The 13,837-nt window shown below is 54.1% G+C and carries 11 protein-coding genes; 4 read left to right on the top strand and 7 right to left on the bottom strand.

Translation table 11 applies throughout. The features are described 5' to 3' along the window. Positions 1-593: 593 nt before the first annotated feature. Genes xylA through xylF form a run of 4 tightly spaced genes read right to left on the bottom strand, consistent with a single transcriptional unit; the run spans position 594 to position 5,092 of the window. Positions 594-1,901: a xylose isomerase gene (xylA, locus tag ACR3EG_RS10895; RefSeq protein ID WP_480495634.1), complete on the bottom strand. Its 1,308-nt coding sequence runs from the start codon at positions 1,899-1,901 to the stop codon at positions 594-596. Between the two features lie 9 nt (positions 1,902-1,910). Then, entirely contained in the window at positions 1,911-2,714 is an 804-nt protein-coding gene (locus tag ACR3EG_RS10890; protein ID WP_170751252.1) for an ATP-binding cassette domain-containing protein, read from the bottom strand. Further along, a complete protein-coding gene (locus tag ACR3EG_RS10885) occupies positions 2,714-4,012 on the bottom strand; it encodes a sugar ABC transporter permease (RefSeq protein ID WP_480495632.1) in 1,299 nt (432 codons plus the stop codon). The genes ACR3EG_RS10890 and ACR3EG_RS10885 overlap by 1 nt, the downstream gene beginning before the upstream one ends. 60 nt (positions 4,013-4,072) lie before the next feature. Further along, positions 4,073-5,092, bottom strand: a complete 1,020-nt coding sequence (gene xylF, locus ACR3EG_RS10880) for a D-xylose ABC transporter substrate-binding protein (RefSeq protein ID WP_170354203.1) — start codon at positions 5,090-5,092, stop codon at positions 4,073-4,075. Positions 5,093-5,243: 151 nt separating this feature from the next. Between xylF and ACR3EG_RS10875 the strand changes: the two genes are divergently transcribed. Then, on the top strand, positions 5,244-6,461 hold the full coding sequence (locus ACR3EG_RS10875) for an ROK family transcriptional regulator (RefSeq protein ID WP_480495630.1): 1,218 nt from the start codon (positions 5,244-5,246) through the stop codon (positions 6,459-6,461). Next, positions 6,451-7,962, top strand: a complete 1,512-nt coding sequence (locus ACR3EG_RS10870) for a CRTAC1 family protein (RefSeq protein WP_480495628.1) — start codon at positions 6,451-6,453, stop codon at positions 7,960-7,962. Before ACR3EG_RS10875 ends, ACR3EG_RS10870 begins: the two co-directional genes overlap by 11 nt. Here ACR3EG_RS10870 and ACR3EG_RS10865 read toward each other — a convergent pair whose 3' ends face one another. The 3 genes from ACR3EG_RS10865 to xylB are packed head-to-tail and all read right to left on the bottom strand — an operon-like array spanning position 7,963 to position 11,668. Further along, positions 7,963-9,264 carry a cytochrome-c peroxidase gene (locus ACR3EG_RS10865; RefSeq protein WP_480495626.1) on the bottom strand — a complete coding sequence of 434 codons (1,302 nt, stop codon included), beginning with the start codon at positions 9,262-9,264 and terminating at the stop codon, positions 7,963-7,965. Next, positions 9,261-10,214: an aldose epimerase family protein gene (locus tag ACR3EG_RS10860; RefSeq protein ID WP_480495624.1), complete on the bottom strand. Its 954-nt coding sequence runs from the start codon at positions 10,212-10,214 to the stop codon at positions 9,261-9,263. Before ACR3EG_RS10860 ends, ACR3EG_RS10865 begins: the two co-directional genes overlap by 4 nt. After that, entirely contained in the window at positions 10,211-11,668 is a 1,458-nt protein-coding gene (xylB, locus tag ACR3EG_RS10855) for a xylulokinase (protein WP_480495943.1), read from the bottom strand. The genes ACR3EG_RS10860 and xylB overlap by 4 nt, the downstream gene beginning before the upstream one ends. Positions 11,669-12,125: 457 nt before the next feature. Here xylB and ACR3EG_RS10850 point away from each other — a divergent pair, with 457 nt between their 5' ends. Together ACR3EG_RS10850 and ACR3EG_RS10845 are read left to right on the top strand one after the other, a co-directional pair. After that, complete coding sequence (locus ACR3EG_RS10850) at positions 12,126-12,584, top strand: hypothetical protein (protein WP_170724299.1); 459 nt, start codon at positions 12,126-12,128, stop codon at positions 12,582-12,584. Positions 12,585-12,771: 187 nt separating this feature from the next. After that, positions 12,772-13,800, top strand: coding sequence for a zinc-binding dehydrogenase (locus tag ACR3EG_RS10845; protein WP_480495622.1), 1,029 nt, complete (start codon positions 12,772-12,774; stop codon positions 13,798-13,800). The last annotated feature ends 37 nt before the right edge of the window (positions 13,801-13,837 follow it).

Here is a 13,837-nt window from a genome sequence, read left to right as displayed (position 1 = left end):
CAAGGCAGGAAACAGCGCTCTATGTTAAGCACCCGTGCTGAAATTCCGCAGGAAACGTCAGGCTAAATCAATTAAGAAAGATGCCAAAACTCAGCCAAGACTGAGGTATGGTCGCGTATCGACCGTGGCACCTGAGCGCGCTCAGTCGGCTCAGCCATGAACTGCGAGGGCATTGCCCTTACCGACCTGCATTTCTTGACTGCCGGAATGGGCGCGAGGCAACTATTGCACCTTGGTCCCGCCGCCTACTTTGTAAAACAAGCGTATTTCTCGACGCATTAAGCCAACAGGTCGCTGCGTCTGGACGAAAACGAATAGTAAAACCTGTGCAACCTGTTGCGTTGACATATAAACTACTGCTTAGGTTGGCGGGTACTGGCTATCTGTGCCGTCCAGTGCAGATTTCAAAACTCCATCCTGCGTTAGGAAAGCCAATAGTGCTGATCCACTTAAGCGCACTACAACGGCACGTGATCCTTCCGGCTCAAAGTGATCTGATTGTAACCACTTAGTCATGCATGATTACTACAAAAGCCTCTGCTCAGTTCACTCCAAGTTCTTTTGACAATACTTCAGCTGACATTTTTCCTCGGTCAAACAAACCTGTTCACATAGTTTTCCAGAATTTCCTGACGCCCAGATCGCGGTTCCGGGTTGATATTGTCCTGTAAAACTCGCGCAGAGATGTCCTCAAGACTACTGTTCAGCATAGACGCCGCTTCCGGAGCGTTCCAACCGGAATACCGTTCAGACAGCGCATCCTCCAGACCGCCATCTTCAATCATAGCAGCCGCGGCTTTCAAGCCTCTTGCACAGATGTCCATTCCGCCGATGTGTGCTGCAACAAGATCTTTTGCATCAAGCGACTGGCGACGTACTTTAGCGTCAAAGTTGGTGCCCCCAGTTGTAAAACCTCCGGCTTTCAGAATGTAGTAATATGCCAAAGCAACCTCTGGCGTGTTGTTAGGAAATTGATCTGTGTCCCACCCTGACTGATAATCGTTTCGGTTCATATCAATCGAACCCAGCATCCCCTCGGCAGCGGCAACTGCTATTTCATGCTCGAAACTATGGCCGGCGAGGATCGCGTGTCCCTGCTCAAGGTTCAACTTCACTTCGCTTTCCAAACCGTATTTCCTGAGGAATCCAATACAGGTCGCGGCGTCGTAGTCGTATTGGTGCTTGGACGGCTCCTGAGGTTTGGGCTCTACAAGGATGGTGCCTTTGAAGCCGATTTTGTGTTTGTAATCTACGACCATGTTCAAGAACCGGCCCATATGGTCCAGTTCTGTATTCAGGTCCGTGTTTAGCAGAGTTTCATAGCCTTCACGCCCGCCCCACAGTACATAGTTTTCGCCACCAAGCTTGTGGGTCGCATCCAAGCACGACTTTACCGTTGCTGCCGCAAAAGCAAAAACATCCGGATCGGGGTTGGTGCTTGCTCCTGACATCCACCGACGGTGGCTAAACATGTTGGCGGTACCCCAAAGGAGCTTGGTGCTGGACGTTTGCATTTTTTCACCGATGTAATCGGTGATTTCTTCCAGAGTTTTCAAGTTATCGGCAAAATTGCCCTGCTCGGGCCGAATGTCAGCGTCGTGCCAGCAGAAAAAGGGCTGACCCAGAAGCTCGAACATTTCAAAAGCAATGTCCGCCTTTAATCGGGCCCGTCCCATGTCGTCCTGAGGATGCCACGGGCGTTCGAATGTAGGTCCGCCAAAGGGGTCTCCACCCTCCCACGCGAAGGAGTGCCACCAGGCGACCGCGAACCGTAGATGGTCTTCCAAGCGCTTTCCCATGACAACTTCGTCGGGATTGTAGTGGCGGAAGGCCATGGGGTTGTCGCTGTCTACGCCTTCAAACCGGATCTCTTCGATCCCTTCAAAAAATCCGCTTGGCATATCTGCCCCCTATTCTGCTTTTTGTTCTGGCTGCTTGCCGAGAATGATCATCGACAACAAATCGTCATCTGTTACGTCTGCAATATCGACGGTCCCAACCAATTTTCCGTTCTTCATGACCGAAGCGCGATCGCATAGCTCCATTACAGCATGCACGTCGTGATCAATCAGGAAGATGCCGATGCCTTGCGCCTTTAACTGGTGGATCAGGTCGGCCACCATCTTTGTCTCATGCGGCCCCAGCGCCGCTGTCGGCTCGTCCATAATCAGAATACGAGCGTTAAAATAGACAGCCCGGGCAATCGCGACCGACTGTCTTTGTCCACCCGACAGCGCAGAGACAGGGTCATTAAACTTCTGAAAGTTCGGATTGAGCTGCGCCATGATCTTTCGGCATTCGGCCTCCATGGCGGCATCGTTGACCAACCCCAATGGCGTCGTCATCTCGCGTCCCAGGAAAAGGTTTGATGTCGCGTCCAGATTGTCCGCCAGGGCAAGCGTCTGGTAGATCGTCTCAATATTGTTCGCCCGGGCGTCACGGGGATTGCCAATCTCGACTGGCTTGCCATCGATCAGAATCTCGCCGTGATCCATTTGATATGCGCCGGACAGAACCTTGATCAACGTCGATTTTCCAGCCCCGTTGTGCCCAAGCAGACCGACCACTTCACCCGGGTAGAGATCGACTGACACGTGGTCGACAGCCTTGATCCCACCGAACGAGATCGAAATGTCTCGCATTTCGACCAATGGCGCTGCGCCGGAGCCGCGCCCAGATTTTGAGGGTGTTTTCTGCGTGCCTTGATCTTGCATCACTTGGCCCCCAATCGTTTGCGATAGACGATGTCGATATAGACGGCCAACACAAGAACGCTGCCGACCACAATATTCTGAAACGGCGCGTCTACGCCAACCATGGCCATACCGGATTGGAGCGCTTGCATGATCAATGCACCAAGGATGGCGCCGTAAATCGTCCCGATGCCACCGGACAACGCGGTCCCACCAATTACAGCGGCAGCAATAACCCGTAGTTCATCCAGCGTGCCAATGTCGTTTGAATGGTTCGCGAGGCGCGCAGAAGCAACCACCGCAGAAACGGCGCATAGGAAACCCATCAGTGCAAAAATCTTTACGGTCAGCAGCCGCGTATTGATGCCGGAAAGCTCTGCCGCATCCGGGTTTCCACCGGTGGCAAAGATGTAGCGTCCAAACCGGGTTTTCCGCGCCACAATTGTCAGGGTTACGGCTACGATGATCAATATGAGGACAGAAATCGGTATGCCGTATCCGACGACCAGCCCCTCTGGCATTGTCTCTCCGCGCGCTTCGAACATACGTTGCAACCGACGCGTCGGAATGGCGTAGCTGTTTACGATGTAAACGTAACCAAGGATGGCAATTGCGATTATCCCGGCCAGAGTGGCCTCTGCCCAGACGGGTTTGACAGGGAAACCATGTGCCGCCTTTGCACGACGACTGCTCCACAACGCCCAGATCGCGATTGCGGTGGCGAACAAGCCGAACAGCCAGCTTGTCGTCGTGCCTAATGTTCCGTTCGTCCCGCCAAACATCAGGAACGTACTATCCAGAGGGCCAATCGTCTGGCCGCTGGTCAAATACCACGCCACGTTTCGCCAAACCAGAAACCCGCCAAGCGTAACGATGAAGGCTGGTATCGTCAGATACCCAACCATCCAGCCATGAAACGCACCAATCAGCGTGCCGACAAACAGGCCGACGACAATGGTGATCACCCAGGTTGCAGGGTTGTTCAATCCCATCCCAAGTACCTGCGGCAAAAGCTCGGTTTGCGTCATTGCCATCACGGCTGACGTCGTTGCAAGCAGCGCTCCAACGGATAAGTCGATGTGTCGCGTAACAATGATGAACACCATCCCGCACGCCATTATGGCCACCGAAACCGTCTGAATGGACAGATTGAACAGGTTCCGAGGCGTAAGGAACCGTCCATCCGTAAAGATGTTGAACCCTATGCACAGGATGACAAACGCGCCGATCATTCCCAAAAGCCGCATATCCAGTTCCAACTGCTGGAACAGGCTGGGTTTTGCTTTTTCCGGTATCGGCTGAGACGAAGTTTCGGTCATTTCCGATCTTTCATATTCAGCAATGGTCCCCGGCCCAGACAGGGCCAGGGACTTTGAAGTTTAGTTACAAGGGGCAGGTCCGTTTTCGACACCCTGGCACAAATCCTCCAATGGGATCCATCCGGCGTCCACAACAACAGACAGGTTGTCCTTCGTGATTGGTACAGGTGCAAGGAAGACCGAGTTCATCTGGGTACCGCCAGGCGACGTCCAACTGGCCGCACCCTCCACGTCGGCGGGGCTTGTTCCCCCACTCAGCGCGACTGCGATTTCACCTGCTGCCTTACCAAGTTCGCGGGCATCTTTCCAAACCGAAACGGTCTGAGTTCCCAGCGCGACACGGTTCAATGCTGCATGATCACCGTCCTGACCGGACACCGGGATGCCTTCCATGCCCTGCGCAGTCAAAGCTGCCACAACGCCACCTGCAGTACCATCATTTGATGCCACGACTGCATCCACATTGTTTTCATTGGCGGTCAGGATCTGTTCCATATTTCGCTGTGCGTTCGCGGGCAACCAGCCGTCCGTGTAGGCCTCACCAACGATGACGATATCGCCACTGTCAACAGCAGCCCCGATGATTTCTTGCTGACCACCCCTGAGGAAATCAGCGTTGGGATCAGTAGGAGAGCCCTTGATCATCACGTAATTACCCTTAGGCATGGCTTCGAAAACAGCTCGGGCCTGCATTCTGCCGACTTCCACGTTGTCGAAGGTCAGATAAAATGCACGGTCGTCTTCAATCAGGCGGTCATAGGCAATGACCGGGATACCTTCGTCGGCCGCAGCTTGAACAGCTGGTCCGATTGCCTGCGCGTCCTGCGCCAAAATGATAAGCGCGTCCACGCCTTGCGCAATCAGACTTTCAATATCTGACAACTGCTTTGCAGAGGATGATTGAGCGTCTGCCGAAATATACTCGGCACCGCCTGCTTCAAGCGCAGACTTGATGGCCGCTTCGTCCGTCTTCCAGCGTTCTTCCTGAAAATTCGACCAACTCACACCGACCACTGGCTCTGCGAATGCGGTCGAAGCCAACAGCGTGGCCACAGCAGAGAAGCTGAGAATTCTTTTCATGTTTTCCTCCCATTTGCCGAGCCATCGTGTTTCGATTCGCGGCTCTCACGAAATTGAATACCATATTTAATTCAGCCGGTAAAATATTTACTCTGTTAGGGCGGCCGGAATCCAAATAGACTGAGGCAAGAACCAGATTCGCGAGACCAAGATGCTGAAAAGCAAAGCTTCTCAAAATGCTGCGGACCAGCGGAACATCACCCGACTTCGGGTGTTGGAACATATCCGGACAGAAGGCTCGATTTCGCGGATAGATATCGCCAGCGCTTTGCAAACCAGCCCGGCGACAGTTACTGCAGCGACAGCCGATCTCATTTCGGCAGGATTGATCAAAGAGATCGAAACCGAACACCAATCCAAGTCCGCCAAAAGGGGACGACCCAGAGTTTTACTTCAGTTGGATGGCGGATCTTATCTTATTGCGGGCCTTAAAGTCGCGCGCCACATGATCTCGGTCATCCTTGCAGATTTCGAAGGAAACGAGGTTACGTCATACAAATATCCGCTGGATGACGTCCGGATGACGCCAGGCGCATTCGTAGAAACCATTCGCACGGCCATAGATCTAGCCTGTGCACAGATCAACGCGACCCTGAACTCCCTGTCCGGAGTGTCAATCGGGATTGCCGGTCTGGTAGACGCTGAACGGAACTTTGTACACTGGTCCTCATCCCTTACCGAGAGAAACGTCGACTTTAGCCAGTTTCTGGAAACAGAATTGCCCTGCCCTGCCTTTATAGAAAACGATGCCAACCTGGTGGCAAAGGCCGAACAACTTTTCGGGTTAGGCAAGGGTCTTAAGAATTTTTTGGTCGTGACGATCGAACACGGCGTAGGGCTTGGAATTGTGCTGGACGGCAAGCTGTATCGCGGGGAAAGAGGCTGCGGAGCAGAGTTTGGCCACACCAAAGTTCAACTGGACGGCGCGCTTTGCCAATGCGGCCAGCGAGGGTGCCTTGAAGCCTATGTCGGCGACTATGCATTGATCCGGGAAGCAACCGTTGCCGATCAAGGCACTGGAACGGAAACGGTTGCAGAGATCCACAAAAACGCGCGATCCGGAGACGAAAGGGCGAAGTCCGTTCTGACCCGCGCGGGCCAGATGTTTGGCCTGGGGATATCCAACCTGATCAACCTGTTTGACCCTGAATGCATTATCCTGTCCGGGGCTCAAATGGACTTGGAACACCTGTATTCGGACGAGGTGATGGCCCGAATCCGCAGCGGCGTCGTGAATGTCGACACCCTCTTGCCGGAAATCAAAGCGCATCACTGGGGCGATCTTATGTGGGCCAAGGGTGCTGCGGCGTACGGGATTGAGCAGGTCTCGATCCTTAAGGTAAAAGAGCTGGCAACAAATGCGCCCTGAGCTTTTTATCCTGCTCGCTTTTGCATCTGCGGCCAGTGCAGAAAGTCGCGCTCCTCAGTTCCAAAAGATTGACATAGGTTCTCATATCTATGACGGCGGCTGGGAACATTTTGTGGGCGGCGGGGTCGCCGTTTTCGATTGTGACGGCGATGGGCTGCCCGAACTCTTTGCCGCGGGCGGCACCAACACATCCAAACTGTTCAGAAACACATCGCGCGAAGGATTATCGTTTCGCGCCGACACCCCCGAGCCGCTTGCCATAACCGGCGTAACTGGGGCTTACCCGCTGGATGTCGACAGTGATGGAATTCTGGATCTGGCCGTTTTGCGCGTGGGCCCCGATTTGCTTTTGAAGGGTGAGCCTGATTGCAAGTTCCGCCGCTTCAGCACCCTTGGCTTCCAGTCGGAGGATCATTGGACAACCGGATTCTCTGCCACATGGGAAACCAATCAGACCCTGCCAACACTGGCCTTCGGAACCTATGTTGATCGTCGCAATCCCGACGGCCCATTTGAAACTTGCGGACCCACGGTCCTATTCCGCCCAATTGGTGACAGCTACCAGCCACCGGAACATCTTGAACCAGGCTATTGCGCGCTGTCTATTCTGTTTTCTGACTGGTCGCGCACCGGGCAAGCGGATCTGCGCGTCAGTAACGATCGCCATTATTATGTGCGTGGCGGCCAAGAGCAGTTATGGGCAATGGAGGAAACACCACGCCCTTATTCTAAAGAAGACGGATGGTTGCCGTATTCGATTTGGGGGATGGGCATCGCTTCGCGGGATTTGACAGGAGATGGCTTTCCCGAAGTTTACCTGACGTCGATGGGCGATCAGAAGTTGCAGATTTTCGATCCCAAAGCCGGTGGTCCGACCTGGCGAGACGCCACCTTCGGCAAAGGCACGACCGCTCACAGGCCGCATACGGGAGGCGACGGCCGCCCATCGACCGGATGGCATGCACAATTTGGGGACGTCAACAACGACGGTCTGGACGATATCTTCGTCGCCAAGGGAAATGTCGAGCAGATGCCAGATGCGGCTTTGGATGACCCCAACAACCTGCTTTTACAAAAGGAAAATGGTCAATTTCTAGAAGCTTCAGTCGAGGCTGGCATTGCCTCTTTGGCCAAGTCTCGCGGTGCGGCTTTGGCTGACCTCAATAATGACGGTTGGCTGGATCTGGTGGTGGTTAACCGAGGCTCGGAACTGGAGGTCTACCAAAACCAGCCTAACACCGAGAATTGGGTGATGCTGGACATTTCTCAAAACAAGTCAAATCGCTTCGCGGTCGGCAGCTTTATCGAGGCCAAAACCGCGTCAGGTATGGAAACCCGAGAAATCACAATCGGTGGAGGGCACGCAAGCGGCATTGCAGGGCTGCATCATTTTGGGCTGGGGGATGCAGAAGCAATAGAAGTTCGCGTAATTTGGCCAGATGGTGAAAAAGGAGCATGGAAGGAATATCAATCGGACCAGATCATTCGCATTGAGCGCTGATCATTGATCGACTGGCAGTCCACTTGGAACATGATCCGGAACTCCAAGGCGCTCTGCGGGATCTTCCAGACTGCCCAGAAAGCTCAGAAGTGCGCTGATCTCCTGATCCGTCAAACTTATCCTCGGCAGATCGCTGCTTCTGGCAATCGCATCCAAATTCTCTGGGTTCGACAATGACCGTTGATCCTGCGCACCAGGGAAATAGGGTAGTTTCGCCATTTCCAACGTGTATGACCGCAGTGAAGCCTCTGGGTTGAGATGATGGCGCACGATATCTTCAAGCCGTGCATAGGCGCCGTTGTGCCCATAAGGGGCCGTCAGCGTTACATTGCGCAACGAGGGCGTGCGAAACGCAAACGCGTCCTCTGCGTCACCAGTCACGCGCAGGCGTCCATCATCTCGGGTATGGCTTTCAAACCGCGCTGCTTTTCCCGGTCCGATCTGCGGCAGCGCAATCGAGTGAAATTTATGGTCTGTTTGGAACCAGCCCGAATGACAGGTACTGCACCCTGCTTTCCCGTAAAACAACTGCATGCCGCGCTGTGCCTCTTCGGGCAATGCTGCTTCCCCCCGCATCGCAAGGTCAAACGGGCTGTTGTCGGCGCGCCATTCGAACGCAATGAAATCTGCAATTACATTCGCAATAGCCGCGAACGTTATCGCGTCCCCAGGAGCGGTTAAGGAAAAACGGTGTTCATATTCTGGGATGGCCGCGACGCGAGCTGCAATCAGATCCCACGCCCCCCCTTCCTGAGTAAGCATCCCTAGACGTACAGCCTGACTGACATCATTCTCGGAATAGTGGCCTGCCATCTCATCCGGCGACAGCACCGGAAACATTGCCTGAGCTGCCAAAGCTGAATTGAAACCTGACCGCATATGCGTGCCCAGCGGCGTCCTGATACCGTTCTCGCGTGTCGGATCAGTTTCAAGGCGCCCATCATGAAAGAAGGTCGTGAATTCGGTTGCACCAAGATTCCAAAGCCCCGGCGAATTGCGTGGAATACGTTGCTCCGGCGGGTTGTCCATGTCAATTTTGCGTCCTGCCCCCAAACCCGCACCCCCTTCGCCGATCCCAAGCGAGAGCCCATCTGACGTGCCAAGCTTGGGGTGGTGACAAGTTGCGCAGCTGATGTTCCTGTTTCCCGACAAAATCGGGTCATAGAAAAGCAGCCGTCCCAGTTGGATACTAGCCAGATCAGATTCAACAAATTCTGGGTTCGGACCGAGGTTCTGAGACGTTGCGGTCGTGATCGACGCAATCACCACGCCGAAAGCAATAATCGGTGCAGCAAACCTCATGCGTCACCCTCGGAAATTTCCAAAATCAAGGTCTGCTCGTAAGGGGTTTCGGGCGTGCAAATGATTGACGGGAATTCGGGGATGTTAGGCGCATTGGGATAACCTGACGGCTCGATGCACACACCGGCGCTTTTGTGAAAGGGTTTCGTCAGGTGAGCGCCAGAGTAAACCTGCGCCCCTGCCTGATCTGACCAGACAGACAACTTCAAACCGTTGGGTGCAGTAAGGTCAGCGACCGGAAACCCATTATCTCGTTTGCAGTCAAAAACGAAATAGTTGTCCAAATCCGTCAAAGCGGCACTGATCGCTTTCGGCACAGTGAATTGCATCTCACTCTCACTTGCATCCACAAATTTGCCAGAGGGAATTCCCCGATTGTCAACTTGAAGATAGCGGTTTGAGGTCAGCCGCAGACAATGCTCGGAAATGCCCGCCGCTCCACCCAGGCAGTAGTAGTTGTGCTGCGCTATACTTATGGGTGTCGGCCGATCAGGTTGCGCCGAAATGGAATAGGTCAAACGCGGGTAGTCCAGCCTTACCCGCACTTCAAATTTAATTTCTCCCGGAAACCCGCCGGAACCCTCTGGGGAAGTGAGGCGCAATATGGCCTCGTTTACTGTTATCCTCTCAAGAGCCCAATTATGATGCGATAGCCCTGCGCGCCCACCATGCAAAGAATTTTGACCGTCGTTCGCGTCAAGCTCATAACGAACGTTTCCCATGTCAAAATGCGCTTGCCCGATCCGATTGGCGACACGCCCGACGATTGCGCCCAGATAATTTTTGTCGGCGACATAGTCCTGCGGGTTCTCGTATCCAAGGATCATTGGCAAACCCTTGTACCACCAGCCTTGAGTTGTGGCTCCGTAGCTAAGCAGCGACACCCGCATATCGCCATCACCCAGAACGACCCTGTCGATCTGAGGAGATATGTCCCGACTTGTGTTCATCGTTTGGCAAAAGGTGCCAAAGCCGAATAATATTGCCGGTAGCGTTGGTACTCGGTTTCGAAAGCATCGACCAAGTCCTGACGAGGTTCGATGACCCTGTCGATTTTGGGAGACGTCATTATAGTGCCCGGGGGTGCGCCAGTGACCGAGCACATTGCCAGACGGGCGGCGCCGATGGCGGCTCCGAACTCACTGCCCTGCGGCAAGGCTAGGGGCGTATTGAGCACAGTGGCCAGACTTTTCAACCAATAATGAGATCGCGCACCGCCGCCAACGGCCAAAAGGCTCGTTGGTTTTGTTCCGGTACTCTTGAGGGCCTCTAAGCAGTCCCGCATTGCAAAGGCGACGCCTTCCATGACTGCCCGCGTCAAATCGGTGGCCTCCGAGGAAATATCCACACCCAGAAACGCACCGCGGATCGCACTGTCATTGTGCGGCGTCCGCTCACCTGAAAGATACGGCAGAAACGTGATCTCTGATGGGCCATCCAGATCAGCAGGCAGCGCAGCAACCAAGTCGCCAACGGGCTGGCCAAGGTTGCGGGAGAGCCAGTTCAAACTATTTGTCGCAGACAGGATTACACCCATCTGAATCCACCTGTCAGGGACAGAATGGCAAAAACAGTGGACAGCTGTTTCTGGCGCTGGAGCATACTTGTCCCTAGACACCAGCAGCACACCCGAGGTTCCGAGAGACAAAAAGCCAGTGCCGTCGCTGATACTGCCTATCCCACAGGCAGCAGCGGCATTGTCCCCTGCTCCGCCAGCAATCACGACTTGTCCGGACACCCCCCATTCTTGCCGCAACTCGGACCGCAATTCTCCGCCCGGATCACTGCCTTCGACCAATCGGGGCATTTGTTCGATGTTCATGTGGCTTTGTTCCAGGGCAGTTTCCGACCATCGCCGTGCACCTACATCCAGCCATGAAGTCCCCGCACTGTCAGACATGTCACTGACGTAATCTCCTGTCAGCCAGAGCCGCAAGTAGTCTTTCGGTAGCAGAACTTTGGAAATTTTGACGAACAGGTCAGGTTCATTTGCACGAACCCATTCCAACTTGGGCGCCGTAAAACCCGGAAAAACGATATTGCCTGAACTGGCACGCATACCGGGTGATTGATCAAGAATCTCTGCTTCTCTCGAAGCCCTTGTGTCGTTCCAAAGAATGCACGGCCGCAACACGTTGCCATTGGCATCCAGAAGGGTCGCACCATGCATGTGTCCGCTCAAACCAATGCCACGCAGCGCGGAAAACGACGTTCCGTGTGCTTCGCGAAGCTGAAGGACAACTTCTTTGCAAGCCTCTATCCAGTCCGAAGGCGACTGTTCGGACCAACCAGGCTTTGGGCAAGACGTGAGAATTCTAGACTCGGCACTACCTTCAACGATACCCGCGTCGTTGACAAGAATTCCCCTAAGACCGGATGTTCCCAAGTCCAGACCGAGATACATTTTCAAACCACCCATATTTTATTTTAGTTACTAAAATTATTTTACGGAAAGATATTGTCAATAAAAGTTTCAAGCAATTTGGTTTCCAGTGCGTTAAACCTTCGCCACTACGGACTTTAGAAAATAGCGTGACGCGGTTTCCTAGGCCCAACTTGCCTATTTTACCGCCATTAAAACCGTTTTTTTGATGCAAGAACGTCTGATTTGATTTCGAAAAGGGTCTCGAAAACCGTCATGTGTGCAAGTCCCAACACGGTTCCAGCCGCCATCTGGCCGCCATGCTTCCTACAATGGCTAGGACGCGAGGCAAATTTGCGGCACTTTCTTGCCACGCGCTGACAAGTAATGGGCGTAGCATGGCTCATTTTTCTAAATTGCTGCGGTGCTTGAGGTTTTCCCCTTATATTCCTCTTAGCGTTTTCACATCTCATTCTTATTCATAAATCAGGAGACTACTATGTCACGTACTCTTGTTCTCGGCGTTCTAGTTGCCGGTATTGGCGCCGGTATCTACTATTATCTCACACAACCCGAGCCCACGCCGGCCGAACAGTTGCAATCCGCGGCTCAGGACGCAGGTGATGCGGTCAGCGACGCTGTTGAATCCGTTGCAGAACAGGCTGCAAACGCGTCCGACCAGGTCGAGCAATCCGCGACCGACTTGGCAAATCAGGCATCCGAAGATGTCGCCGCCTTGGCCAGTCAAGGTCAGGATCTTTTGAACAGCTGGATCGAGGACGGCACGTTGGCCGTTCAGAACTTTGACTATGACAAAATGGTCGCATCGGTGAAGGACAGCGCACTGACCAATGATCTGAAAACTCGCGCGATAGCCATTCTGGATGAAATCAAGGCTTCTCCCGAAGTGTTTGCCGCCAAGCTCGAGGAACTGAGGGCACTTCTTACCCAACAGTGATCACGATCGCCGAAGGCGCAGAGTTTGCCTGCAAATCAGAGTTTCAGGCAGACCTCCTGTAACGTCACCAAGCAGCAAAGTTGACGTTTCGATAACCGTTTGCTTGGCTACTCAAACTTGGTGCCGCCCCTTTTCGATGCAATCTGCCGAGTACAAGGGGCGGCCCTATACAAATACAGGATAGATCATGACCTCCCTTCCCTCGACCATGTACGCGGTTGTTCAAACACATGATGGCTATTCCGAAACGGCTACCGGTCCGACCATTGATGACGCCGCTGACTGGCTGGCAGCAGCCGAGATGCAAGTTCCTGTGCCGGGTCCCGGTGAGGTTCTTATTAAATTGCGCGCGGCTTCTGTAAATCCGTCGGATATTCACTTCATCAAGGGTGAATACGGCCAGCCCCGCGTTCAAGGCACAGCCGCCGGGTTCGAGGGCTGCGGCGACGTAGTTGCAACCGGAGCAGGGGCTGAAGCCCTGCAAGGACAGCGCGTGGCTTTTGTGGCCGCGCAGGCAGGGGCATGGGCCGAGTACATCACGACACCAGCGATGATGTGTATACCACTGCGCCCCGACATCTCGGACGAGGACGGCTCGGCGCAGATCGTGAACCCTATGACCGCAATGGCGATGGTAGATATCGCGCGAAATGCGGGAGATGCCTTTATCGTTTCCGCCGCGACCAGCCAGTTGGGCAAACTGATGTGCAGTCTGGGCCGGGATCTGGGGTTGAAGCCCATCGCGCTTGTCCGCCGCGACAATGCGATTACACCCTTGAAAGAGCTGGGCGCACAGGAGGTTCTGGTGACCTCGGACCCCGAGATGCCCCAGAAACTAACCGCGCTCAGCCGCGATCTCAAACCCCGCGTGTTTCTGGATGCCGTGGCCGACCAGATATCTGAACAGGTCTTCTGCGCCATGCCCAACGGCGCGCGCTGGGTGTGTTACGGCAAGCTCAGTTCGGATCTGCCCAAGCTGACACAGATGGGTCAACTGATCTTTATGGGCAAGCGGATCGAGGGGTTCTGGCTGACGCAGTGGATGACCACCACACCACCCGCCGATCAGATGCGAGTGGTAGCCGAGGTACAGGCGCGGTTCGCCGATGGGCGCTGGAAAACCGACGTTTCCCAGAGGGTTGCGTTGAAGGATGTGATTAAAAATCTGGCTAATGCTCTAAAAAAGGGTGACGGAAAGGTGATCATCACGCCATAGTAGAATAACGCGTCGGACCAAGGAGGATGGTCAGAGG

The sequence above is a fragment of the Ruegeria sp. AM7 genome (genome assembly GCF_056535965.1).
The sequence above is the reverse complement of the archived record's forward strand: the minus strand, read 5'-3'. Positions and strand labels throughout refer to the sequence as shown.